19 protein-coding genes and 1 pseudogene are annotated in these 23,837 nt (G+C 64.6%); 6 read left to right on the top strand and 14 right to left on the bottom strand.

Going from position 1 to position 23,837, the window contains the following annotated elements; all coding sequences use genetic code 11:
• Positions 1 to 59 precede the first annotated feature (59 nt).
• Positions 60 to 1,961, bottom strand: a complete 1,902-nt coding sequence (dxs, locus tag QZ149_RS02280; RefSeq protein ID WP_291449454.1) for a 1-deoxy-D-xylulose-5-phosphate synthase — start codon at positions 1,959 to 1,961, stop codon at positions 60 to 62.
• 133 nt (positions 1,962 to 2,094) lie between these two features.
• Between dxs and QZ149_RS02275 the strand changes: the two genes are divergently transcribed.
• Together QZ149_RS02275 and QZ149_RS02270 are read left to right on the top strand one after the other, a co-directional pair.
• On the top strand, positions 2,095 to 4,095 hold the full coding sequence (locus tag QZ149_RS02275; RefSeq protein ID WP_291449451.1) for a prolyl oligopeptidase family serine peptidase: 2,001 nt from the start codon (positions 2,095 to 2,097) through the stop codon (positions 4,093 to 4,095).
• The gene (locus tag QZ149_RS02270) at positions 4,092 to 5,933 is read left to right on the top strand and encodes a chloride channel protein (protein ID WP_291449450.1); all 1,842 of its coding nucleotides are present in this window, start codon (positions 4,092 to 4,094) and stop codon (positions 5,931 to 5,933) included. Before QZ149_RS02275 ends, QZ149_RS02270 begins: the two co-directional genes overlap by 4 nt.
• Here QZ149_RS02270 and QZ149_RS02265 read toward each other — a convergent pair.
• A complete protein-coding gene (locus QZ149_RS02265) occupies positions 5,930 to 7,279 on the bottom strand; it encodes a TRAM domain-containing protein (protein WP_291449447.1) in 1,350 nt (449 codons plus the stop codon). The genes QZ149_RS02270 and QZ149_RS02265 overlap by 4 nt on opposite strands.
• On the bottom strand, positions 7,276 to 9,348 hold the full coding sequence (locus tag QZ149_RS02260; protein WP_291449571.1) for an APC family permease: 2,073 nt from the start codon (positions 9,346 to 9,348) through the stop codon (positions 7,276 to 7,278). The genes QZ149_RS02265 and QZ149_RS02260 overlap by 4 nt, the downstream gene beginning before the upstream one ends.
• A 109-nt stretch (positions 9,349 to 9,457) precedes the next feature.
• On the opposite strand from QZ149_RS02260, the gene QZ149_RS02255 reads away from it, so the two are divergent.
• Both QZ149_RS02255 and QZ149_RS02250 read left to right on the top strand, forming a co-directional pair.
• Positions 9,458 to 10,108, top strand: a complete 651-nt coding sequence (locus QZ149_RS02255) for a TrkA family potassium uptake protein (RefSeq protein ID WP_291449446.1) — start codon at positions 9,458 to 9,460, stop codon at positions 10,106 to 10,108.
• A 2-nt stretch (positions 10,109 to 10,110) separates the two neighbouring features.
• Positions 10,111 to 10,809, top strand: a complete 699-nt coding sequence (locus QZ149_RS02250) for a TrkA family potassium uptake protein (RefSeq protein WP_034505466.1) — start codon at positions 10,111 to 10,113, stop codon at positions 10,807 to 10,809.
• Here QZ149_RS02250 and QZ149_RS02245 read toward each other — a convergent pair.
• The 4 genes from QZ149_RS02245 to QZ149_RS02230 are packed head-to-tail and all read right to left on the bottom strand — an operon-like array spanning position 10,749 to position 12,752.
• Positions 10,749 to 11,426 (bottom strand): DUF3159 domain-containing protein, encoded by a 678-nt coding sequence (locus QZ149_RS02245; RefSeq protein ID WP_291449441.1) that lies wholly within the window; start codon positions 11,424 to 11,426, stop codon positions 10,749 to 10,751. The genes QZ149_RS02250 and QZ149_RS02245 overlap by 61 nt on opposite strands.
• Positions 11,426 to 11,806 carry a DNA-binding protein gene (locus QZ149_RS02240; protein ID WP_291449439.1) on the bottom strand — a complete coding sequence of 127 codons (381 nt, stop codon included), beginning with the start codon at positions 11,804 to 11,806 and terminating at the stop codon, positions 11,426 to 11,428. The genes QZ149_RS02245 and QZ149_RS02240 overlap by 1 nt, the downstream gene beginning before the upstream one ends.
• Before the next feature lies 1 nt (position 11,807).
• Entirely contained in the window at positions 11,808 to 12,440 is a 633-nt protein-coding gene (locus tag QZ149_RS02235) for a DUF3710 domain-containing protein (protein WP_009648872.1), read from the bottom strand.
• Positions 12,441 to 12,449: 9 nt separating this feature from the next.
• The gene (locus QZ149_RS02230) at positions 12,450 to 12,752 is read right to left on the bottom strand and encodes a DUF4193 domain-containing protein (protein ID WP_009648860.1); all 303 of its coding nucleotides are present in this window, start codon (positions 12,750 to 12,752) and stop codon (positions 12,450 to 12,452) included.
• 164 nt (positions 12,753 to 12,916) lie between these two features.
• On the opposite strand from QZ149_RS02230, the gene sepH reads away from it, so the two are divergent.
• Positions 12,917 to 14,179 carry a septation protein SepH gene (gene sepH, locus QZ149_RS02225; protein ID WP_291449432.1) on the top strand — a complete coding sequence of 421 codons (1,263 nt, stop codon included), beginning with the start codon at positions 12,917 to 12,919 and terminating at the stop codon, positions 14,177 to 14,179.
• Between the two features lie 36 nt (positions 14,180 to 14,215).
• Here the strand turns inward: sepH and QZ149_RS02220 are convergent, their stop codons facing one another.
• Positions 14,216 to 15,364: a nucleotide pyrophosphatase/phosphodiesterase family protein gene (locus QZ149_RS02220; protein WP_291449430.1), complete on the bottom strand. Its 1,149-nt coding sequence runs from the start codon at positions 15,362 to 15,364 to the stop codon at positions 14,216 to 14,218.
• Positions 15,357 to 15,893: a DUF5998 family protein gene (locus QZ149_RS02215; protein WP_291449428.1), complete on the bottom strand. Its 537-nt coding sequence runs from the start codon at positions 15,891 to 15,893 to the stop codon at positions 15,357 to 15,359. The genes QZ149_RS02220 and QZ149_RS02215 overlap by 8 nt, the downstream gene beginning before the upstream one ends.
• A gap of 67 nt (positions 15,894 to 15,960) precedes the next feature.
• Between QZ149_RS02215 and QZ149_RS02210 the strand changes: the two genes are divergently transcribed.
• Complete coding sequence (locus QZ149_RS02210) at positions 15,961 to 18,435, top strand: DNA topoisomerase IV subunit A (RefSeq protein WP_291449425.1); 2,475 nt, start codon at positions 15,961 to 15,963, stop codon at positions 18,433 to 18,435.
• Positions 18,436 to 18,574: 139 nt separating this feature from the next.
• On the opposite strand, the gene QZ149_RS02205 is transcribed toward QZ149_RS02210, so the two are convergent.
• The 5 genes and pseudogenes from QZ149_RS02205 to QZ149_RS02185 form a co-directional block, all read right to left on the bottom strand.
• Complete coding sequence (locus QZ149_RS02205; RefSeq protein ID WP_291449423.1) at positions 18,575 to 19,525, bottom strand: PfkB family carbohydrate kinase; 951 nt, start codon at positions 19,523 to 19,525, stop codon at positions 18,575 to 18,577.
• Positions 19,518 to 20,984 (bottom strand): sugar porter family MFS transporter, encoded by a 1,467-nt coding sequence (locus QZ149_RS02200; RefSeq protein WP_291449420.1) that lies wholly within the window; start codon positions 20,982 to 20,984, stop codon positions 19,518 to 19,520. Before QZ149_RS02200 ends, QZ149_RS02205 begins: the two co-directional genes overlap by 8 nt.
• 219 nt (positions 20,985 to 21,203) lie before the next feature.
• Complete coding sequence (locus QZ149_RS02195; protein ID WP_291449417.1) at positions 21,204 to 22,226, bottom strand: GNAT family N-acetyltransferase; 1,023 nt, start codon at positions 22,224 to 22,226, stop codon at positions 21,204 to 21,206.
• 17 nt (positions 22,227 to 22,243) lie between these two features.
• Complete coding sequence (locus tag QZ149_RS02190) at positions 22,244 to 23,182, bottom strand: GNAT family N-acetyltransferase (protein ID WP_291449569.1); 939 nt, start codon at positions 23,180 to 23,182, stop codon at positions 22,244 to 22,246.
• Positions 23,183 to 23,368: 186 nt separating this feature from the next.
• Positions 23,369 to 23,837 (bottom strand): annotated as a pseudogene (locus QZ149_RS02185) (DNA topoisomerase IV subunit B); the annotation flags it as partial.

Below are 23,837 nucleotides of genomic sequence, written 5' to 3'. Positions count from 1 at the left end.
TGCGCCGAAGCCCCACCATTCATTGGTCCATTCGGGTCGGCTCGCCCGAGTAACGTGCGTCAGCGCGCTGCGACCGTGTTCACGAGGCCGCGAGCCGTCGCCTCAATTCCGTCTGCATCGTAGCCAAAGTCAGCGATCATCTGGGAACGTTCGCCGTGCTCGGGGAATCCCTGGGGGACGCCGAGGCAGCGCACGGGGGTACCAGATTCCGCGAGAGCATCACGCAGCGCCCAGCCGAAGCCGCCGTGCACGATGCCGTCCTCGACCGTGATCACGGCGTCGTAGTCGGCGGCCATGTCCACCAGATCGGACGAAATGGGAATGAGCCAGCGGGGGTCCACGACGGTGACGCTGATGCCGTCTGCGGCCAGTCGTCCCCCCGCCTTAATGGCGTCGGGCGCGCATGCTCCGGTTCCCACGATCAGTACTTTGGCGGGTGAGGACGGGCAGGCCTCGTCGAGGAGAACATCCACTCCCCCAACGCTGCGCAGCGCAGGCATCGGCTCAGACAGAGCACCCTTGCGGTAGCGCAGGACGGTGGGCGCGTCATCAACGTCGAGCGCTTCGCGCAGCTGGCCGCGCAGCGTGTCCTCGTCGCGGGGTGCGGCCAGACGCAGCCCCGGGATCAGCGAGCACATCGCGATATCCCAGACGCCGTTGTGGGACGCGCCGTCCGCTCCCGTAATTCCCGCTCGATCAAGGACAAGCGTGACGCCCGCCTTGTGCAAAGCAATGTCCATGAGAAGCTGGTCGAAAGCGCGGTTCAGGAACGTCGCGTACAGGGCGACAACGGGATGCGCGCCCTCGTAGGCCATGCCTGCAGCGGAGGCGACCGCCTCAGCCTCCGCGATGCCCACATCGATCACGCGACCCGGGTAGGCCTCGTGCATGGGACCTAAGCCAACCGGCAGCATCATCGCGGCGGTAATCCCGACGATATCCGTGCGCGTCGCGGCCTGGGCACAGATCTCGTCCGCGAAGACGCCGGTCCAGCCAAAGCGTTCAGGGGCGACCGGCAGGCCCGTCTCCGGGTGAATCGGGCCAACGGCGTGGAAACGGTCCGCAATGTCCTTCTCGGCGGGCTTGTAACCGCGTCCCTTCTCCGTGATGACGTGAACGATAACGGGTTCTTCGAGCATGCGAGCACGACGCAAGGCCGTCTCCACGGCGGCGATATCGTGCCCGTTCACAGGACCGATGTATTTGAGGCCCAAGTCCTCGAACATGACCTGCGGCAAGAGGGCATCCTTGAGTCCAGTCTTCAGGCCGTGCAGTGCATCGTAGGCGGCGCGCCCCGGCGTCCCGTGGCTGAGAAGATGTTGCTTACCCCATGCAAGCGCCTTCTCGTAGCCGGCGGAGGTGCGCAGCGCATCCAAGTGGTCAGCGAGGCCACCGATAGTCGGAGCGTAGGAACGGCCATTGTCGTTGACGACAATGACAATGCGTCGGTGCTTCGAAGCCGCGATGTTGTTGAGGGCCTCCCACGCCAAGCCACCCGTGAGCGCGCCATCACCGATGACGCCGACCGTCCACGTGCGTTCCCCATGTCGGTGTTTCTCACGTGAAATGCCATCCACCCACGCCAATGAGGCCGAGGCATGGGAGGACTCCAACACGTCGTGCTCGGATTCGGAGCGCGACGGGTAGCCCGACAATCCGCCCGGGCAGCGCAGCGCGGAGAAATCCTGACGCCCCGTGAGCAGCTTATGCACGTAGGCCTGGTGCCCCGTGTCGAAGACGATCGTGTCCTGGGGGGAGCGGAACACGCGATGCAGGCCAATCGTCAGCTCGACGACACCAAGGTTCGGGCCGAGGTGGCCACCCGTGCGCGACACGTTGTCGATCAAGAAGGCACGGATTTGCGCCGCCAACTGATCCAGCTGTTCCCGCTCGAGGCGACGCAGCTCCCGAGGGGTGGTACAGCGCGACAGCAAGTCACGCGTGCTTAGTGCTCCAGACATGGCTTCTAGTGTAAATGCCCAGCGTCTCACCTACAGATCAAATTATTCGCGCATCGGATCCCGATGCACGCAGGCCCCTAGCGGGCGCATTAAGATAGGAGTATTGGCTCGCCATACCGCTCAAGGAGGCACTATGTCCGTTACCGTCGCACCCCACGGCGTCTGGAAGTCCCCGATCACAGGCAACTCGTTCACTGCTCGATCCGTCACTCTATCCCAGGTTCGCGTGGACGGGCCAGATACCTACTGGGTGGAGGGTCATCCGCTTGAGGGCGGTCGTGGCACGCTTCTGCGCCGTCGGAGCACCGGTGAGACGGGAGAGGTCTTGCCGTTGATCGACGGTGTGCGTCTGCCAGACATTGGCACCCGCGTCCATGAGTATGGCGGCAAGGCGTACGCGGTGCACCACGGCGTCATCGTTTTCTCGGATCGCACCGACGGACGCGTGTACGCCTTTGATACGGCGGAGCCGCGCCGCGGCATACGACCGCTGACGACCCTGTCTCAGGTTCGTTACGGCGACTTCTGGATTGCCGACGTGCGCGGCCTCGTCTACGCGGTCGCCGAGGACCACTCGGGCGAAGGCGAACCCGTCAACTCCATCGTGGCAATTCCGCTGGACGGTTCGGCGGCGCGCAATAACGACGCCATCATTCCCGTCTTCGGCGGGACGGACTTCGCGCAGGCTCCAACGGTGTCCCCGGATGGCACGAAGCTGGCATGGATCTCGTGGAACCACCCGAACATGCCGTGGACCTACTCGCAGCTGCGCGTGGCGTCCCTGACTTTTGAGGGCACCATCGACCAGGAGGTCGTCCTCGTCGATCAGCCGGGCGTGTGCGTCTACGAGCCGCGCTGGACGTTCGACGGCGAACTCATTCACGTGGATGACGCCTCCGGCTGGGCGAACCTGTACCGCACCCAGGGCTTCACGTGGAATGACGGCGAAGACCCGAACGCGTGGACGTCGCGTCTGCGTACCCGCGCCCTACACCCGGGCAAGCGCGCGTTCTCACACCCACACTGGCATCTCGGCCTGCACTCCTACGACAACTTCGACAACGACTACCTGGTGTGCTCGTGGGCCGAGGACCAGGTGTGGCACATCGGTACCGTACGCATCGACAACGGTATGACCGAGGAATGGGCGACCGGCTGGTGGCCCATCGGTAACGTCGCCGCCGCTGACGGCCGTGTCGTCTTCCTGGCTGACTCCGCCACCCACACGCCAGCGATTATTGAGGTGTCGCGCGGCAAGACGAAGGTGCTGCGTCCTTCTTCTGAGGCCGAAGTTCCCACCGCCTTGGTCTCCACTGCTGAGATGATCACGTGGAAGACTTCGGACGGCGAGGAGGCACACGGCTTCTACTACGCGCCCGTCAACCCCGACTTTGAGGCTCCCGAGGGCGAGCTGCCCCCGCTCATTGTCAACGTGCACGGCGGCCCGACCAGCTCGGTGCGCCCCGGCCTGCAGATACCTTTCCAGTACTGGACCAGCCGCGGTTTCGCTGTCCTGGACGTGAACTTCCGTGGGTCGACGTCCTTTGGTCGCCCCTACCGTGAGCGTCTCAACGGAAATTGGGGCGTCATGGATGTTCAGGATTGCATTGACGGCGCTCAGTACCTCATCGACCTGGGCCGCGTCGATCCCCGACGTATTGCTATCCGTGGACGTTCGTCCGGCGGCTTCACCGTGCTCAACGCGCTCGCCTCCTCCAACGTGTTCACCGCTGGCGCTTCCTTCTCAGGTATCGCGGACCTGGCGAAGTTGGCGGAGACCAGCCACAAGTTCGAGTCGCACTACGACGGTATTCTGCTTGGCACGTTCGACACGTCGGATCCGGTGTGGGCAGAGCGCTCGCCGATCAACCACGTTGCGGAGATCACGGCTCCCCTGCTGCTCCTGCAGGGCACCGCAGATCCGGTGGTGCCTGCTTCGCAAGCACAGGAAATGTACGAGGCTCTGTGCGCTAACGGCAGCGCTGTCGCCCTCAAGCTCTACGAAGGTGAGGGACACCGCTTCCGTTCGGCCATCAACATTAAGGATGCGTTGCTGTCGGAGCTGGCCTTCTACAGGACCGTCTGGGGTATCGACACCGATAACCCCGTTCACGTGGAGATCGCGAACCTGTGACACTCTCATCGAAGTCCCCGCAGTCTGACCACTCGGCTGCGGGGAAACGCGTTCGCGTCGGCCACACAGTCGCCGCCCATCGGTCCCTCCTCGGTGTGGCCGCCGCGCTCGTTGGCGCGGTTGTCGGCGCGGCAGCGGTCCTGTTTAACCTCGCGATTCGCGGGTGGACGTGGGTGTCGACCGGCTTCGACGAGTACACGACCCACATTGGGCAGTCGCACGGCGTCTGGGGCTGGGCCCCGTGGCTGTTCCTGTTGCTGTCCCCCGCCATAGCGGGCTTCATCTACGGGCCGCTTATCCAGCGCTACGCACCATCCGCGAAGGGCCACGGTATCCCCGAGGTCATGCTCGCGGTGCGCCGCAAGGGTGGGTGCATCCCCGGGCGAGTCGCGGTCGTGAAGATCCTGGCCTCGGCCCTCACAATCGGCTCCGGTGGTTCAGCAGGCCGCGAGGGTCCCATCGTCCAGGTGGGGGCATCGCTCGGTTCAACCATTGCCTCGTGGATGCGTATGCCTGTCTCCCGCGTCGTCCTTCTTGCCTCCTGCGGGTCGGCGGCGGGTATCGCGGCGACCTTTCATGCGCCCTTGGCGGGCGCTGTTTTCGCCCTCGAGGTCATCCTCGTCGAGTTCACGGCCGAGACCTTTGGCTTCGTCGTTCTCTCAGCCGTCACTTCCTCCATCGTGGCGCGCCTCCTGCAGGGTGACGAGATGGTCGTGCGCGTCGCCGACAACCTATCCTTCGCGTCCATGTCGGACATGTGGTGGGTGGCCCTCCTCGGTCTCGTTGCGGGACTCTGCGGCCTCGGTTTCTCGAAGATTCTCTATGCCTCCGAGGACGCCATTGACTGGGTATGGGCGCACACGCGCCTGCCCGAGTGGGCGCGCCCGGGCGTCCTTGGCTTGCTTCTGGGCGCTGGCCTTGTGGCTTTCCCGTACATGTACGGCTCTGGCTATCCGCTGGAGGAGGAGGCGATCGCGGGCAACTACTCGATCTGGTTCCTGTTGGCGCTCATGGTGGGGCGTGCGCTGTACACGTCCTTCACTATCGGCATGGGCGGATCGGGCGGCGTGTTCGCCCCGACGCTGTTTATCGGCGCGATGGCGGGCGCTGCTTTCGGGGATGCGCTGTCGCCTGTGACAAATTCGCCAGTCGGCGTCTTCGCTGTGGTGGGTATGGGCGCGGCCTTCGCGGGTGCGGCCCGTGCGCCGATGACGGCGGTGCTCATTATCGTGGAGATGACGGGGCAGTTCTCGTTGATTCTCCCCATGATGTTGGCGGTTGTCATTGCTACGGGTACCTCGCGTTTCCTCACCCGCGCAACGATTTACACGGAGAAGCTGCGCCGCCGCGGCGACGTTCTTGACGACCCGGTTGAGGGCACGCTGCTGGGTACGCGTGAGGCCTCGCAGTGGATGATCGCAGCCCCGGAGGTCCTGGCCTGCACCCGTTCCGTTGCCTCCGCGCTGTCGGCGCTGCGCCGCACGAAGGAGACCGTTCTCCCGGTCGTCGATAATGAGGGGCGTTTCGCGGGCCTCGTGTCCTCGCTGCGCCTGGCCGAACTCACGCAGGAGGGCGGTTCGCTCGACGCTCCCGTCTCGGATCTGCCCCTCATCGACGAGGCCGTGGCGGCCTCTGCTCCTCCGTCTGAGGTTCTCGGGGCGCTGAGGTCCACCGGCTTGCAGGCGTTGCCCGTTCTGGACGAGGATCGCCGCGTGGTCGGTTGGGTGTCCGAGCGCGACCTGGTGGATCGCATGTACCGCGATCAGCGCCGCGCTATTGCTGCCCGCACGCAGACCTCGTGGGGGTCGCGCATGCAGGACCGCAGGAGGAGCCGCTAGCGGCTGACGACCGATACCATTTCCACGTGGTGGGTGTGTGGGAAAAGGTCCCAGGCCTGCAGTGATTCGAGCTGGTACCCGGCCTCGGTGAGGGTCCGCAGGTCGCGCGCACCCGCCGCCGGGTCGCACGAGACGAGCACGACGCGCGGGGTACCCGTGGCCGCGATGGCCTGGCAGACCTCGGCACCAGCACCGGCGCGCGGCGGATCAGCCACGACTACATCGGGCACGGCTCCCAGCTGACCCGACAGGTCGACGACGCCCTCACGATCCACGTTCCCGGCGAAGGCATCCACCCAGTCGAACGCGGCGAGGTTCTCTCCGGCGTCACGCACGGAGCCCTCCTCGCCCTCGAGCGTCGCAACGCGGCCGGTCTCGCCGACGGCGCGCGCGAGCGGCACGGAAAACAGGCCCGCGCCCGAGTACAGTTCCATGACCGCGCGGCCGACCCCGGCCTCGTCCGGGCCGAACGCCGCAACCAGCACGGCGTTCGCGAGCACCTCGGCACCGCGCACGTGCGTCTGCCAGAAGCCGGAGGGAAGCACGTAGTAGGACTCCTCCACGCCACCGACGGGCACGTTCCAACGCAACACATCGGCGTCAATACGCACGCCGTCGGCTGCGTAAGTGTCCTCGCCGATCAGGACAACGGGATCGCCGCCGGAAGGGGCCACCGCGCGCACGCGGTCCCCCGGCTTCCACAGTCGTCGCCACGGTGTGTCCTCGTCGAACAGGCCGAGTTCACGGATCGCCGGCACAGCCAGCGGCATATCCTCGAGTGCGATCACGCGGCGGCCGCGGAACTCATGCATGCCGGCGCGGCCCGCCTCATCGATGACGACGTCGATGCGCGAACGGCGACCGGTCAGCGGATCGTTCGGGTCCTCGTCCCCGGGTGCGGGCACAACGTGCACTCCCCCGAGAGCATCCACGGCCTCGGCCAGGGCCTCGCCACCCACACGGCGTACCTGCCCGGCGATCACGCGGGACTTCCAGTCGCGCTGGGCGACCGGGGTCAGGTGCGCGAGTTCACCACCGCCAACACCCCCCGGACCTGCCTGAGGCCAAACGGACTCCACGCGAACATCGGAGGCGGAGAGGACCTCGACGGCGTCCGCCCACGCGAGCTTCTTCTGGACGGCGGTCACGCGCGCACGAACGATCTCGCCGGGTGCCGCGTGGCGTACAAAGACGACGCGTCCGTTCTCGTCACGGGCGACGCACGCGCCGCCGTGCGCGGGTTCACCGACGGTCAGCTGGAGGATCTCACCGATCCCCTCGCGGGGCTGCGTGTTTGTGGGGCGACGACGCTGAGAAGAGCGGCGACGTGACGGACGGGGACTCATGAGGTCTCCTCAGCGGTGCTATGCGCATTAGCGGGCTGCTCATCAGCATGAACATTCGACTCAGACGAGGTCGGGGCTCCCACGCGCAAGAACGGATCGTTGACACGCTGACGCCCCTCCACGACGTCGTCCTCGCCGAGCTGCCAGGGCACGATCGTAATAACCACGCCGGGAACGTCCAGGAGAGCGGCTCGTAGACGCAGACCGGACTGGTTGTGAACCAGGTTCTCCCACCAGTGGGTGACGAGGAACTGGGGCATGTAGACGACAAGCATCTCGGTGGGCATCGCGCGACGGCGACTGCGCACGTACTGCAGGATCACCGAAGCGATGTCGCGGTAGGGCGCGGACAGGAGAGTCAGCGGCACAGGCACGCCCGACGCACGCCACTGGCGCAGCATCCTGTTTTCTTCCTCGTCATCGGCGACGACCGAGACGAGTTCAATGGACGTCGGTGAGGAAGCCCTGGCAGCTGCGATAGCGCGCATCGCGGGGCGAGACAGGGAGGAGACGAGGACGAGGGCGCGCACGCGGGTCGGAAGAGCACGGCGCGCGTGCCAGTCATCAACCCGCAGCTGCTCACGGACAGTCTTATAGTGGCGATGAATCGAGATCTGACCACAGAACGCAACGGCGATCATCAGCAGGGTGATCCAAGCACCGTGCGTGAACTTGGTAGCCAGAACGATCAGGAGGACCGCGCCCGTCATCATGAAGCCGACGATGTTGACGGCGCGCGAGCGCAGCACACTCATGCGTTCCTGACCCGACTGGCGCGTACGCAGCTGCCTATTCCAGTGCTTAATCATGCCCAGCTGCGAGAGCGTGAAGGAGATGAAGACACCGACGACGTAGAGCTGGATGAGGCGTGTGGTCTGTGCCTGGAAGCCGACGATCAGCGCGATCGCCGCGACGGTGAGCACGACGATGCCATTGGAGTAGGACAGGCGGTCGCCGCGACGCACCATCTGGTGAGGCAGGAAGGAGTCGCGTGACAGGACCGAGGCCAGGGTTGGGAAGCCGTTAAACGCAGTATTTCCAGCGAGCACCAGAATGAAGCCGGTGACGACGGTGATCAGAATGAACAGCACGGATCCGTGCCCGAACACCGCGGAAGCGATCTGTGAAATCGCGGGGTCAACAGGGGTCTTCTCAGGGACAGGGGCACCATCGAGAGTCAGCTGCGCGGCCGGGTCTTCGACGATCTTGACGCCCGTGGCGCGAGCAAGCACGAGGATTGAGATCATCATGGAGGCCGCGATCATGCCCAGCATCGCCAAGGTTGTCGCTGCATTGCGGGATTTCGGGCGACGGAACATGGGCACGCCGTTCGAGATAGCTTCGACGCCGGTCAGGGCCGCACAGCCCGAGGAGAAGGCGCGCATGAGCAAGAAGGCACCCGCCAGTCCGGCCAAGCCATCGGCATGTCCGGGGGCCGCCACGAGATCGTAGGCAGCCGTGGGGGCAGTACCCAGATGGCCCGTCGCCATCTTCGCGAAACCAACGACAACCATGAGACCGATAGAAAACATGTACACGTACGTGGGCACAGCAAAGGCGCTGCCCGCTTCACGAGTACCGCGCAGGTTGAGCGTCGCCAAAATGATGACGAGAGCAACCGCGATGGGGACCTCATGACCGAGCAACGATGGCACGGCTGTGGTGATGTAACTGGCACCCGAGGAAATCGAGACGGCGACCGTCAGGATGTAGTCGACCAGCAGAGCCGAGGCCACAAGTAGTCCCCAGGAACGCCCGAGGTTCGTGGTCACAACCTCATAATCGCCGCCACCCGACGGATACGCGTGGACAGTCTGCCGGTAGGAAGCAACCACGACTGCCAGGACGAGGGCAACCACAACACCCACCCACACGGATTGGACGGCTGCCATGCTTCCGGCGAGCGCCAGCGTTAAGAGAACTTCATCGGGTGCATAAGCAACCGACGACAGCGCGTCCGAAGCAAAAATCGGGAGGGCAATGCGTTTGGGGAGAAGCTGGTGACCCATCGCGTCCGATCGCATCGGGCGCCCGATGAGCACGCGCTTCGCGTAAGCCAACAAGTTCATCACGAATGTTAAGCGTAGTCCACCTGACCCGCGTCTGGGAAAGACACATGAGCACGCGTGGCCATCTGGCGTGCACCGGAGTAGTTTGGTTCTCGTGCACTTTGTGATCATGGGTTGCGGGCGCGTTGGTGCCCGCCTGGCATCAACGCTCGACGCAGTGGGTCATTCCGTGGCCATTATTGACCAGGATTCCAAGGCTTTCGCGCGCCTGTCCCCCGACTTTTCTGGCCGGAGAGTCACGGGCGTAGGCATGGACCGCGACTGCCTGCGTCAAGCGAACATCAAGGACGCGTACGCCTTTGCGGCGGTCTCTTCGGGTGATAACTCGAACATTATCGCCGCGCGCGTCGCACGTGAGGTTTTCCACGTTGAGCACGTGGTGGCCCGCATCTACGATCCCACGCGCGCCTATCTCTACGAGCGCCTGGGCATCCCCACGGTGGCCTCCGTGCAGCGCACCGCCGAATCCGTCCTTCGCCGCATGCTTCCCCCGGATGCCTCACTCATCTGGTCCCACCCAACCGGCGCGGTCGGCCTCGTCAACGTGACCCCCTCCCCCCACTGGTATGGCCTGAGCTTCGCAGTCGTCGAGGAACTCACAGGATGCCGGGTCATCTTCACGTCGCGCCTGGGTTCGATCCGCACGGCCGAACCCAGCTTCGTTGTGCAAGAGCACGATCAACTGTATTTCGCGATCAACGGGACGGACACGACGCAGCTGCGTAACCAGCTGGCGAGTCCGCCCAAGACGGAGGAATGAGCATGAAAATCGTCATCGCGGGAGCGGGTTCGGTGGGCCGCAGCGTCGCCCTGGAGCTGCTGGCGCACGGCCACGACATCACACTCATCGACAACATGCCGGAGAAGCTGCGCATCGCGACCGTCGCGGACGCGGACTGGGTGCTTGCGGACGCTTGCTCGCCTGATGCTCTGCGTGACGCCGGCGTGGAGGAGGCGGACGTCGTTGTCGCAGCGACCGGCGACGACAAAGCGAATCTGGTGATTTCGCTGCTATCCAAGACGGAGTTCGCCGTCCCGCGTGTCGTCGCACGCCTCAACAATCCGAATAACGAGTGGCTTTTCGATCAGGCATGGGGTGTCGACGTATCGGTGTCGACGCCGCGCATCATGACCGCTCTGGTCGAGGAGGCTGTCTCCATCGGCATCCCGGTGCGTCTCTTTTCGTTCAATACCGCTGCTGTGTCCATGCACGCACTGATCCTTCCCGAGGATTCGCCCGTGGTCGGCAGGCGCGTGCACTCCCTGGAGTTGCCTCCGCGCTCCGTCCTGGCTGCTCTCCTGCGCGATGGGCGTCCGCTCACTCCCAGCGCCGATGACGTATTCGAGGCCTCGGACGAGCTGTTGCTGCTGGTGCCGGATTCGGACGCGTCGGCTCTGGATCAGCTACGCGAGGCCGTAGCGTCCCCGTCCTCGGAAGAGGAGACGGAGGACGAGGAGTAGTCGCGCAGGCCCCACCAGGTAGCCCAGGCACCGAGCGCGAAGAGCGGCAGACCCAGAGCGAGCTTGGCGATGCCGAGTGCCGCGACCGCGCCCGCGGCCCACAGGGGGGCTTGGACGGCGACGCGCAGGCCAAACAAACCCGCCCACATCCACGTGAGCAGGGCGCAACGGCGGCGGAGGGGACGCAGGGAAGGTTTACGCTGCCAGCCCGTGGGGAGGCCGGTAAGCATTGCGTAGAAGAAGCCGACCAGGGAACGCCGCGCGAGGACTGACAGGGCGAAGACCGCGGCCATGGCGAGATTCGTGACGATCCCCCACGCAAAATAGTTCTCGCCACGCCCGGTCGCGGCGGCCAGAATAACGCCAACCGCGACGCCGAAAAACCCCGAGACGGCCTGTTGAATGCTCTGACGCTGGATCAGTCGAATGATGCAGGCGATGACTGCGACGGCGGAGGCCGCGACGAGGGTTGGCACGAGGGCGTGGGTTGCGACGTAGACGATGACGAAGATCAGCCCGGGAGCGCTGGTCTCAATGACGCCGCGTGTGCCGCCCAAGGTCTGCGACCACGAGAATTCCTCGGAGGCAGCCTGGCTCATCCAGCGCGGCGCGGGCATCAGCCCTCCCCCGCGATGACATGGTACAGGGGATTGATGATGACCGTGCGCTCGCCAACACGACCGACGGTGCCCTCAACTTCGAGGCGCTGACCGACGCTCAGGCCCGGGATGGATGAGCGGCCCGGCCAGCGCAATTCGAGCGTGTCGGTTCCATCGTAGAGCGTGGCGACGAGAACACGCTGGGTACCCTCCTCCGGCGGGTAGGTCATACTCAGGAGGGTGCCGAACACCAGCGCGTGGCTGCGGTCGGTCACGTCGCGGATGGGTGTGACGCCGCGGGCGGCGCGCGCAGAATCTTCGTCGAGGGCGGCATCCAAGGAACGCGCGTCCTTATCGAGGCCGAGGGCCGCACCGACCCGAGAAATCCACGAGGTCATGTCAGTCCTCCTGGGCACCTGCGGGCAGGTGAACGGGCAGCAGCTCCAGGCGCGTGCGTGGCTGCTCGTCGCGACGAATGACGATGCGGTCGATGACCTTTTCGATCTCGAGTCCGGACTCAGCGTTGGCGGCGGCGGGGCCGATGATGTCGATGCGCGCGAACCAGCGGTCGCCTTCGCGGCCCAGGATGCGCATGCGCGAGGTCGCGGAGCGGCCATCAGGCATCTTCATCGGCATATCAACGAGCAGCTCGGCACCGTAGCGCGTGCGGATGTCGGCAACCTTGGCACCCTGCTTCTCGAAGCCCGCACGGATTTCATCGCGCAGCTCATCCCAGACTCCGCCGGATCGCGGCGCGGCGGCGACGCTCATCTGGATGCCCGAGTTACCGAGTACTACGAGAATCTGCAGGACGGTGGTGCCGTCGTCGGCGACCTGGGTGCGCAGCTGCATACCCGGACGAGACGGGAGTAAAATGGCACCCATGTCGACGTAGCCTTCGGAGGTATCCACGTCCTTGTAGTTGCGAGGACCGGGCTGACTCCAGATTTCGGCGTCTTCGTCACTGAGGCGAGGCAGCGCCTCAACCTCGTCGAAGTCGTCGTTGTATGTCTTTTTCTTGCGTCCGAACATCCCTCTACCTTACATCGCGCACTCGGTGCACACAGGATTGCCGTTGGCATCCACGTGATCGAGCTGCGACGCATGGTGGACGAGGAAGCACTCCGAGCAGGTGAACTCGTCATCCTGGCGCGGAACGACGTGAACGGTCAGCTCTTCCTTGGACAGGTCGGCACCGGGAAGCTCAAAGTTTTCGGCAGCCTCGTTCTCGTCTTCTTCGATCTCGGCTGAACCGGCATCGTTGCGACGGGACTTCAGCTCCTCAATCGAGTCCTCTGAGACCTCGTCTTCGTTCTTACGCGGTGCATCGTAATCGGTTGCCATGGTTCTCCCCTTTCACCCTCGTACAGTTTTATACGAGTGTCTATGCGCAGGGAGGATAACACTTGTGGAACGAATGTGCCATCGTATGTGTGACACGCGCGCTGTTACGCGACATTGTGCGCATAATTTGAGACGATTCCACCGTGACGTATGAGGAGGAAGCGATGATTGAGCTCGAATTGCTCGGGACCAGCTCCGACGGCGAGTCCCTGGTGCTCACCGACGCCCAGGGTGAACGCTATTCGATCTTGATCTCGGACGAGCTCCGCGGCGCTATCCGCCGTGACCGCCCCAAGGTGGATATCACGCCCTCGCGTCCTACTCTTGCTCCCCGCGACATTCAGGCTCTCTTGCGCGCAGGCGCGACCCCGGAGGAGATCGCATCCACACACGGCATGGATGTGAAGGCTGTTGAGCGTTTTGAGGCTCCCGTTCAGGCGGAGAAAGATTACGCGCTGTTTCGGGCCCAAGCGGTGCGTATCGGTGAGGGCGGCCCCACGATGGGCGACCTCGTGTTGGACCGCCTGGCGGCGCGTGGCGTCGAGCCGTCTTCCCTCGATTGGTCCGCGACGCGCGAGGCCGGGGAACCTTGGCAGATCATCGTCACCTTTGTACAGGGAGCGGCCGAGCACGCGGCCCACTGGCATCTGTCGAATTCAGGCACGCTCGAGGCCATCGACCAGGAGGCCCAGTGGCTGACCGAACAGGTCGCTGTCTCCCCCTCCTCGTCGATTTTCTCTCCCATTCCCCGCCCCGCGCCGGCTCCGGATCCCGACGAAGAGGATCTACGCACCCGCGAGGCCCTGATCGATCAACTGAACGCTGCACGCGGCAAACGCCAGAAGGTCGACGTAGATCTGGGCGACGAGGAGGATGAAGAAGCAGAATACTTGGCCGCTATCGCGGGTGAGGATGCGGAGGACTCCGCCGAGCCTGAGCCGTCGAGCGGCCCGATCTCCGCACGTATCTACTCGTTGGCTTCCGCGCGCACCAAGATTGAGCAGGACGCGGGTACGCCAGCTTCCGGTGTCGTCCCCCTGCCCACGCGTCGTCAGGTCACCGGTGCCATCCCCGTCGGTATCCGCTCGACGCGTGACGGTGCCCAGACCTCGTCCCACGCGCTGCCGTGGCTCTCTGACTCCGCCTCTCCTTCCGAAGGGACCGAGGCCTCGGCGGATTCAGAGGAGCAACGCACTCCCGCGCTGCCCCTGAAGGCCGTGACCGCTGGCGGCGAGTCCTCCGGCGCGAACAATGCGCCCACGACGACGGGGGCTGTGTCTGTTCTGACGGGTGGCGCATCGACCGCAACCGGATCGATCCCTGCGCAGGGTCTATCAGGGAGCCGCCTGACACGTAGCGTGTCCTCTAAGAAGGGGCGGCGCTCGGTGCCCAGTTGGGACGAAATCGTCTTTGGCTCGAAGCCGTAAACAGGTCGGCCCCCTGACAACAGAGGGCCGACACCGCTAGGAGAGCGTAACGACGGGGATACGCATCTCAGTCGGCGTCACCGAGCCATGAATGCCCGGCATCGCGATGGCCGCCGCACTCTGTGTCCGTGAGTCGACCACTCCCCCGCGCACGCGCGCAAGAACCAGCAGGTCGCCGATAACCGATGCGCCGCTGCCCTCGCCGATGAGCGCGGGCATCTGGGCGCGCGACAGCACCCAGGCGCTCTCCCCCAGCGTCTCACGCCAGCGTTCCTCGACCTCGTCGGCGCGTCCTTCCTCGGCGTGCACATGGGCCGCTCGTGTCTCGCCCGCGACGATTCGCACACCCTCACGCAGGGCGGGCGTGGAGGCCACGTCGATAATGCGGTCGGGTTCCACGTTGATCATGCCGTGATCGGCCGTCAGAACGGCGCGTACGCCGCTCGGCAGGCCCCGCATGAGCATTGCCAGGCCCGCATCAAATTGCTCGACCTGTCCGATCCACGCATCGGAGGCCACGCCGTGAGCGTGACCCGAGTGGTCGATTTCAGACCAGTACAGGTAGACGACGGGCGTCCCCGCACGCAGCTCGCGCAGGGCCGCGCTCACGCGCTGCTCAAGGGTGTCGGCGGGCACGTGGCGCGCACCGCGCAGTGCCGCGCCCGTCAGGCCGGACCGGGCGAAGCGCGCGGGCGACACGACCGCTGAGGACACGCCCTCCTCAGCGAGACGCTCAAAATAGGTGGGGACCGGCTGCCACTGCGTGGGCGCGGGACCGCCCTCCATAGCAAGCAGGTTCATGACGCCACCTCCGTAGGCGACGGAGAAGCCCACCATGTTGGTTGCTCCCGGGCGCGCGCCCGTGCCAAACGCGGTGATCGCAGCCGACGTCGTCGAGGGCACAATCGTGTGGATCGAACGGATGTCGGCCCGCATGCGACGAAGCGTCGGCGTGTGCCCCAAGTGCTCCTGCATAAGTTCATAGCCAAAGCCGTCAACGAGGATGAGGAGCACCTGGCCAGCCCCGGGCTCGATCCCGAGCACGCTGGCGGCCTCGGACGACGCGCCGGGCAGAGCCGGGTCGATGGCGGCGAGCGCGCCGGGGATGATGTCCGTGATCGACGGATCGGTGGTGCCCGGCAGGTCAGCGCCGGGCATGTCCAGTGTCATGACGCGTTCACTCACTGCGGGTCCCCATCAGCCCAGCCAGGCAATCAACGAACTCGACGGCCTCGTCCAAGGCATCCTGCCCGTCGGCAGCCGCCGAAACACGGAAGGTCATGTCATCCGGATACGAAGTACCCGTGTAGCCGTGGTCGGCCATGCAATTCGGGTCGTCGCAGCGGGCGGGTTCGACGTCAATTCGGCGCGCCCCCTTCAAGTCCAGCGCGATGGTCATCTCGGACAGGCCGACGGCGTTCTCGGGGTCAGTGAAAACCTCCATCGTGGAATATCCGGCGATGTCGGTCACGCGGTGCACGGCCGTCGCGATGGTCGCGGATCCGCCGTCCATCTCGTCGACGTGCAGCTGGACGATGGCCCGCTCGGTCAAGGAAGCGACGGTGAGGTGACGGAACACGGAACCCCGGTCGAAGCCCGTGTCCACCTGACACAGCGTCGCAAGCGGTTCTCCTGCTCCCAGCGCTCGGCGTAGCGCACGCTCCACTGCGCGCGGGTAAAAGCCGCTTCGTTCTATGCGGGTCCAAGTATTCATCCCACAATTGTGCCCCGAACCTGCGTCCCAGTCGAAATGAGAGCGTTCCCGCGTCATAATTGCGCCTATGGCAAAAAAGGACCAGGTCGTCGACATTTCCGAAAAAGACGAAAACATCTCCGAGATCGACGTGTCAGATGAAATGCGTGGGTCCTTCTTGGAGTACGCGGTCTCCGTCATCTACGCCCGAGCGCTGCCCGACGCGCGCGACGGCCTCAAGCCCGTGCAGCGCCGCATCATGTTCCAGATGGATCAGATGGGGCTGCGTCCCGACAAGGGGCACGTGAAGTCTCAGCGCGTCGTCGGCGAGGTCATGGGCAAGCTGCACCCGCACGGCGATTCCGCGATTTACGAGGCCTTGGTCCGTCTGGCTCAGCCGTTCAATTTGCGGGTTCCCCTGGTGGATGGACACGGTAACTTCGGGTCGCTGGATGACGGTCCGGCCGCAGCGCGTTACACCGAGGCACGCATGGCACCCGCCGCGCTGGACCTGGTGACGGGCCTGGACGAGGACACGGTCGATTTCGTCCCCAACTACGACAACCAGTTCATGCAGCCTGACGTCCTGCCGGCAGCGTTCCCGCAGCTCCTGGTCAACGGCGCCTCGGGCATCGCCGTGGGTATGGCGACGAATATCGCCCCGCACAATCTTTCCGAGACGATCGCTGGTGCCATTCATCTGTTGGATAACCCGTCGGCGTCCGTCACCGACCTCATGCGCTACATTCCCGGCCCCGACCTGCCTGAGGGTGGCGTCATCGTCGGACTCGAAGGCATCAAAGAAGCCTACGAGACTGGCCGCGGCACGTTCAAGACGCGCGCGAGGGTCCAGATCGAGCGTGTGACGGCCCGCAAGATGGGCATCGTCGTCACCCAGCTGCCCTACATGGTGGGACCCGAGAAGGTCATCGAAAAGATCAAGGAAAACGCGAACGCAGGCCGTCTCAAGGGCATTTCGTCGGTCCAGAACTTCACTGACCGCATCCACGGCCTGCGCCTGGTCATCGAGGTGAAGAACGGCTTCGTTCCCGAGGCCGTGCTCCAGCAGCTCTACCAGCGCACGCCGCTGGAGGATTCCTTCTCGATCAACGCGGTGGCGCTCGTGGATGGTCAGCCGCGCGCGCTGGGCCTGAAAGAGATGCTGCAGGTCTTCCTGGATCATCGCCTGGACGTCACCACGCGCCGCAGTCGCTTCCGCCTGACAAAGTGCGAGGATCGCCTGCACCTGGTCGAGGGTCTGCTCATCGCGATCCTAGACATCGATGACGTCATCGCGATCATTCGGTCCTCCGATGACGCGGAGAGCGCGCGCGAGCGCCTCATGACGGCCTTTGACCTGTCCGAGGCCCAGGCGAACTACATTCTGGAACTGCGCCTGCGTCGCCTCACGAAGTTCTCCCGCATCGAGCTGGAGACTGAGCGCGACGAGCTGTTAGCGGCAATCGCTTCCCTGCGCGAGATCCTGGAGAATCCGAAGCTGTTGCGCAAGCTTGTGAAGAAGGAGCTGCGCGAGGTCTCGAAGCGTCTGGGCACGCCGCGTCGCACGCTGCTCATGGCCTCGACGGGCACGCCAGTGGGGGCTACGGTTGCTGCGGAGGATGCCGCCCTGGCAGCCTTGCCGTCGGTGTCGCGTTCGGGTGAGGGCCTGGAACTGCAGATCCCGGACGACCCGTGCGTGGTCGTATTGTCCTCCTCGGGCGCGCTTGCTCGCATCGAGGGTGGGGATCCGCTCGAGCCGGGTTCGCGCGCAGCCTCGGACGGCTGGCGGGTGCAGCTGGCTTCGACGGTGCGCTCGCAGGTGGCCGTGGTCACCCAGGATGGCATCGCGCACCGCATCGAGGTCGTGGACCTGCCAGCGCTCCCCCGCTTCGAGACGGGTCTGTCGTTGGCCGGGGCTATGCCTTCCTCGATGCTCCTGCACACGGATGTGCCCGCCGTGGGTCTCCTAAACCCTGAGAGCGAAGCCATCGTCGCGATGGGCACGGCCCACGGCACGGTCAAGCGGCTGCGCCCGGACGTGCTCCAGCGCGACGAGTGGGAGGTCATCACCCTGGAGGACGGTGATCGCCTCGTGGGCTTCGATCAGTGCACGGACGACGCGGACCTGGTGTTTATCTCCTCGGATGCGCAGCTGCTGCGCACGCCCGCGGCGAAGGTTCGCCCGCAGGGTCGCACGGCCGGCGGTATGGCGGGCATGAAGCTCGACCCCGGTGCCGTGGCCCTGGGCTTCTGGGTGGTCGAGGCCCCCACCGATGCTGTCGTGGTGACGGTGGCCGCGGCGCTGGGCGCGCTGCCGGGCACGGGCCAGACAACGGTGAAGGTCACGCCCTTCGAGTGCTACCCGCCAAAGGGCCGCGGCGGACAGGGCGTGCGCTGTCAGCGTTTCCTGCGCGGCGAGGATCGCCTCGACATCGCGTGGGTCGGCACGAGGCCTGGGCGGGCTGCTGCCTCCGACGGCACCCCCGTGGAGCTGCCCGCCGAGGACGAGCGCCGCGACGGCTCGGGCGTGCCGATCACCTTCGCGATTGCGTCGATTGGCTGACGCTCTCCTGTCGTTACGACGGTGGGCTGGCCGGGAAAAATCCCTGCCAGCCCACTGCTTTGTCAGGGTCACGCTGATATGGGTGTGGGTCCGGTCAGTTGGCCGGGCCCACACCCATCAGTCGAGGATTGCTCCCCTATCAGCCTCGCAGCGTCTTGTCTGCTGCCAGGATCTCGTTGACCTCCTCGCGCGTGGGTGAGTAGGCACCCTGGTAGAGGATCGTGATACCTGAGGTGATGATGCCGCGGTGAATGGCGGGCAGGATCTGGTCCCACGACGCCTCGCGCAGGCGCTGCTTCGCCTCAGCCGAACCCAGGAGATCCGCGTCGACCAGGCCAGAGATCAGGCCTGCCATAAGCGAGTCGCCCGCGCCCACCGTGTCCACGAGCTCGACGTCGAGAGGATCGACGACCAGCATATCGCGCTCGGCGGCGCTCAAAATGTAGACGCCCCATGGGCCGCGCGTGCACAGGATCAGGGAGGGCCCGGACTGCAACCACTCGCGCAAGACATCCTCGACGGGACGGCCCGGGTACAGCCACTCCAGGTCCTCATCCGACGCCTTGACGACGTCAGCGAGGGCAACGATCGCCTCAACGTGCGGGCGGGCTTCATCCGGCGTCCCCAGCAGAGCGGGACGGATGTTCGGATCGTAGGAGACGGTGCCACGGATAGCCTGGCGCTTAACGGCAGCCAGGACCTTGTCGGCACCGGGTTTGACAACAACCACGTAGGAGCCGGTATGCACGTGTCCAACGCTGTCGGGATCATCGATGGCGGGCACATCCCACGAGAGATCAAACTCGTAGGTGGCGTGGCCCTTCTCGTCGACTGCCGCATGGGCAACCGTGGTGAATTCGGCTCCGTCAGAGCCGGGAGTGAGGGTCACTCCCGCGGCCTCGGCGTGCTCGCGGACCTTGTCGCCGCGCGCATCGCGCGCGAACCAAGTCGCCAGCTCGGATTCGTGACCCAGCCGAGTCAGACCGGCTGCGACGTTGAGCATCGATCCCCCGACGACCTCGACGGGTTCACTGTTTGGGCGGGTGATCTCATCGATGAGAGCTTCCCCGATGTTCACGATCCTAGTCATTCGTCAACCCCAGCTTCTCTTCCATTTCTTCGAGCGGGATGCCCTTAGTTTCGGGCATAACCTTCAGGACCCAGAATAGCTGACCGACCATCGCGAGGAAGAAGATTCCAAAAGCGTAGCCACCACCGAGCTTATCGGTGAGCACAGGGAAGGCATAGGTGGTAATGAAGGCGAACACCCAGTGCGTGAGCGAACCCAGCGACTGGCCGCGCGCACGTACGCGGTTGGGGAAGATCTCCGAGATGAACACCCAGATGACCGAACCCTGACCGAAGGCGTGGGAGGCGATGAAGCCGAGAAGACCCAGGAGGATGAGCCACACGGGAGCAGCGCTGCCCTCCTCGAACCAGCCGCCCTCGTAGGCGAACATCATGCCGGCGAGGAAGCCCAAGGAGACCAGGTAGCCGATCGAGCCGACGATCATGAGCTGGCGGCGACCGATCTTGTCGATGACGGTCAGGGCAGCCATAGTTGCGATGAGATTCATGAGGCCGACGATGACGGAGCCGATGTAGGGGAAGGCGTCGCCCAGGACGGCGGCACCGCCTGCGAGCTTCATGACCTTCGGCGCGTAGTAGAGGATCGCGTTGATACCGGAGAGCTGGTTGAACATCGCGATGCAGAACGCCATGAGGATGACCTTGCGGTAGCGGCGCGTGAAGAAGGCGACCTTACCACCCGCAGCGTCTTCGGCGATCTGCGCCTTGATCTCGTCGATCTGCTCGCGGCTCTCTGCCTGCGTGGCGGTGAGGCGCTCGGAGATTGTGACGGCGCGTTCCTCCTGTCCATGAGCCAGGAGCCAGCGCGGAGTCTCGGGCACGGTGGCAAGAAAGATGAGGAAGAAGACAGCGGGGACGGCCATGACGCCGAGCATCCAGCGCCACGCAGTCTCCTCGTGGGCGATCTCGCGGATCACCGCGTTGGAGGCATAGGCCAGGAGGATACCGAAGACGATGTTGAACTGGACCAGGCCGACCAGGCGACCACGCACGCGAGCGGGCGCAATCTCAGCGGTGTAGATGGGCGCGACTACGGAAGACAGGCCCACGCCAACGCCGCCGAGGAAGCGGAACACCATGAAGAAAGTGATCGGGAAGGAGGACGAGGCCGACACAGTTCCATCCGCACCTGTGACCAGTGTGGGCAGAGGGGCCAGCGCGGTTGCCAGAGCACCAACGCCGAAGAGGACACCGATCCAGAACAGGATTGGCTTACGGCCGAAGCGGTCGGCGAGGTTACCGGCGACGATGGCACCGCAGATCGTACCGATGGTTGCGATGGCGACGATCATGCCCTCACCCAAGGAGGACAGAGCGTACAGCTCGGTAAGTTTTTCTTCCGCACCGGAAATGACCGCTGTGTCAAAGCCGAAGAGCAGGCCGCCGAGAGAGGCAACGATGGCGCTTCGAATGACCAGAGGCGGAATGGATGTGTTTTGTGCTGACGACTTCGTAGTCATGCTGGCTCCGCACTGTGGAGATGGGGCGCGCGTGGCACCGAGGACGCTCGCGGTCCTCCGCTGTGAGCCTAAAAAATTTATTGGTCAGACAATTAGGACCAAGGGAGCGATTCCTGCGAAAGTGCTCACAGAAACTCACTCCTCACAAGAAGCTTGCAAATGTGAAACAAAACACAACATTATCTCAGTTAGACACCGTTCCAGAATATGGGACGATTGTCACACTTCGATCGCATACAGCCGAGTCTGCCCGACCGTGCGGAAGCCCAGAGAGTCATAGACCGCCAGGGCACCCGTGTGGTTGGCAGAACCGACGCCGGTGCCCGAGCGATCCATGCCATCGCGCTTCTGTGCCCACATCGAGGCCAGGATCAGCGCGTCTGCAACGTGAGTCTCGCGCCACGCCGACAACACGCCCAACTGGTCGATATAGCCCTCACGCCACCCCAGCGCCGCCCAGTCCTGCTCATAGCGCGAAGCCAGCAGGAAGCCCGCGACGCGCGGACGATCACCCGTGCGATCCACGGCGACAAAAGACCATTCGGGGGCAAAAGCGGTGCGTCCCTGCATCCACTGCTCCTGCGTGAGCGGGGGGCGACCCCACTCCGACTCGTTCAAACGGTTCGCAGCGCGCAAGGCTGGTTCTTCCCACTGGGGATCCCAGGCCTCGATACTCATGTACGACCCGAGATCCGGCATCGGAGCCAGGTCCTCCAGCGTCGCGCGCAACTCGTAGTAGGTGCGCGCCCAGCGGAAACCATGCACCTTCAACTGCGCCTCAAGATCATCCTGCCCCGCCTCGACGTGGCAGGTAATCTGCGCAGGACCGTCGCCCTCAACACCAGCGAGCATCTGGCGCGCCGTCCCCTCCTGCCAATCGACAATCGCGTTACCGAGGCCGATACGTCGAAAGTCTGGATCCACTCCCCCGACGCACACACACTCCACGCGCCCAGGGAATCGCAAGACCACCTGCGCGAAGGCAACGAGGCGACCCGCGGCGATACCCCTGCGCGCAACCCCGACCAGGCCTCGCCAATGAGAGGCCGACGAGAGCATCTCCTTTACCTCGTCCGGGCTGGTGCGGTACGGCGGATTATCGCGTGCCTCCATGCGCGCAAAAAGCGCCGACAAGCCGACATGATGAGAAGCCGTCAGCGGCTCCCACTCGATGCCGTGATGCTCGCCCGGGAAGGGAACGAACTCAGGGGCACCGGCTCTCTGCGCGAGAGGAATGCTCATGCTCGGCTCCTAGCGGACTACTGATCGATCGTATAGTAAACCTCGGCGGCTTCGTCAACGAAACCAAGATGCTCATAAATACTATGCGCCCGATCCGGACTTGACATATCCACATCGAGCCCAATACGTGACGCACCCGATGCTGATGCGGCTGCGACAGCGTTACCCACGAGGGCACTAGCCACCGAACGACCGCGGTGTGCCTCGGCGACGCCGAGCAGATAGATATAGGCCTCCGACCGACCGGTAGCAACCCAGCGCTGCGCAGGACGACCCGTCATCGCATAGCCGACGACCTCGCCCTCGCTGTCCACAGCCACGAACGACCAGCGCGGATCGAAGTGATTCATCGCGTCATCCCACCACAGGGCGCGCAGCGGAGAACGGAACGCCTGCTGGAAAGCCTCCATGTGGATCGCACGGATCTGCTCCTGCGGAACCTGGCTCCACGGTACGATGCGGTAGCCGTGGCGCGCCTGCGGGGCTACTTCGCCGCCCGCCAGGTCGCGATACATGACACGGTAGATGCACTTGGCAAAGAAGCCTGCCGCAATGTAGAGGCGGCGGCGATCCGTCATGTGTGCGTCCACCAGGTTCGAGATTGACACAGGGACGTCCGATTCGGCGCCGAAAGTCTCGACCAGCATCTGGCGAGCACGCCCGTCCTGCCAGTACAGAAGGGCTCGACCCACGCCACGGCCTCGCCAATGCGGATGGATATAGGCACTCACGATGGCAGTTGCAGCTTCGTGGATCCCGCGCAGCACACGCACCGATGCGACCGCGCAAATATTCCGATTCGCATCAAGGCCGACAATCGTATCCACCCAATCGCGGCCGTTCTCCCCCTCCATCATGTCAGCGATGTCTTCCACGGAGGTGCGCCGAATAGCGTTATCGTCGTCTTCGATCAGGGAGATGAGTGCGTACACGGCGGGTGCGTCGCGGCCAATCATGGGCCGCCAGCGCAACCCGAGGTGATTGCCCGGGTACGGGACGGACCCGGGCGGCGTGAGTCGCTGCGCAAGTCCTGTCATGCGTAACATCCTAGCGGGTAATCGGGCCTTAAGTCACACTGACCTCGGATTTTTGTGTGCCCACGCTGAACGTTTTTTCAGGAAGCGGACGGCTTACGCCCGAAATTACGCGTCAATCCGCATGCGATCAAGGCCGGCCGATTCATTGACAATGAATTCTCTGCGCGGACCCACGGTCGAACCCATGAGCAGCTCAAACACGTCCTCCGCCTGGCGCAGGGCTTCCTCGTCGGCCAGGGTGATGCGACGCAGCGACCGGTGGGCGCGATCCATCGTGGTCTCTGCCAGCTGATCGGCATCCATTTCACCCAGGCCCTTGTAGCGCTGGATCGGCTCCTTCCACGTACGGCCCGAGCGGCGCAGCGCGGCGAGCTTGCGGTGCAGCTCATCCTCGGAGTAGGTGTAGATGTACTCGCGCTTCTTGCGTCCCTTGCCCGCGACCTCAATGCGGTGCAGGGGCGGGACGGCGGCGTAGATGCGGCCGGCCTCGACCATGGGGCGCATGTAGCGGAAGAACAGGGTGAGCAGCAGGGGGCGGATGTGCGCGCCGTCGACGTCGGCATCAGTCATGAGG

It is taken from the genome of Actinomyces sp. ICM47 (assembly GCF_905369875.1).
Classification (GTDB): Bacteria; Actinomycetota; Actinomycetes; order Actinomycetales; family Actinomycetaceae; genus Pauljensenia.
The sequence above is the reverse complement of the archived record's forward strand: the minus strand, read 5'-3'. Positions and strand labels throughout refer to the sequence as shown.

Bases quoted from the DNA above. Each gene is read 5' to 3' on its own strand.
- dxs (WP_291449454.1), bottom strand. From the start codon at position 1,961: ATGTCTGGAGCACTAAGCACGCGTGACTTGCTGTCGCGCTGTACCACC.
- QZ149_RS02275 (WP_291449451.1), top strand. From the start codon at position 2,095: ATGTCCGTTACCGTCGCACCCCACGGCGTCTGGAAGTCCCCGATCACA.
- QZ149_RS02265 (WP_291449447.1), bottom strand. From the start codon at position 7,279: ATGAGTCCCCGTCCGTCACGTCGCCGCTCTTCTCAGCGTCGTCGCCCC.
- QZ149_RS02260 (WP_291449571.1), bottom strand. From the start codon at position 9,348: ATGAACTTGTTGGCTTACGCGAAGCGCGTGCTCATCGGGCGCCCGATG.
- QZ149_RS02255 (WP_291449446.1), top strand. From the start codon at position 9,458: ATGGGTTGCGGGCGCGTTGGTGCCCGCCTGGCATCAACGCTCGACGCA.
- QZ149_RS02250 (WP_034505466.1), top strand. From the start codon at position 10,111: ATGAAAATCGTCATCGCGGGAGCGGGTTCGGTGGGCCGCAGCGTCGCC.
- QZ149_RS02245 (WP_291449441.1), bottom strand. From the start codon at position 11,426: ATGCCCGCGCCGCGCTGGATGAGCCAGGCTGCCTCCGAGGAATTCTCG.
- QZ149_RS02240 (WP_291449439.1), bottom strand. From the start codon at position 11,806: ATGACCTCGTGGATTTCTCGGGTCGGTGCGGCCCTCGGCCTCGATAAG.
- QZ149_RS02235 (WP_009648872.1), bottom strand. From the start codon at position 12,440: ATGTTCGGACGCAAGAAAAAGACATACAACGACGACTTCGACGAGGTT.
- QZ149_RS02230 (WP_009648860.1), bottom strand. From the start codon at position 12,752: ATGGCAACCGATTACGATGCACCGCGTAAGAACGAAGACGAGGTCTCA.
- sepH (WP_291449432.1), top strand. From the start codon at position 12,917: ATGATTGAGCTCGAATTGCTCGGGACCAGCTCCGACGGCGAGTCCCTG.
- QZ149_RS02215 (WP_291449428.1), bottom strand. From the start codon at position 15,893: ATGAATACTTGGACCCGCATAGAACGAAGCGGCTTTTACCCGCGCGCA.
- QZ149_RS02210 (WP_291449425.1), top strand. From the start codon at position 15,961: ATGGCAAAAAAGGACCAGGTCGTCGACATTTCCGAAAAAGACGAAAAC.
- QZ149_RS02205 (WP_291449423.1), bottom strand. From the start codon at position 19,525: ATGACTAGGATCGTGAACATCGGGGAAGCTCTCATCGATGAGATCACC.
- QZ149_RS02200 (WP_291449420.1), bottom strand. From the start codon at position 20,984: ATGACTACGAAGTCGTCAGCACAAAACACATCCATTCCGCCTCTGGTC.
- QZ149_RS02195 (WP_291449417.1), bottom strand. From the start codon at position 22,226: ATGAGCATTCCTCTCGCGCAGAGAGCCGGTGCCCCTGAGTTCGTTCCC.
- QZ149_RS02190 (WP_291449569.1), bottom strand. From the start codon at position 23,182: ATGATTGGCCGCGACGCACCCGCCGTGTACGCACTCATCTCCCTGATC.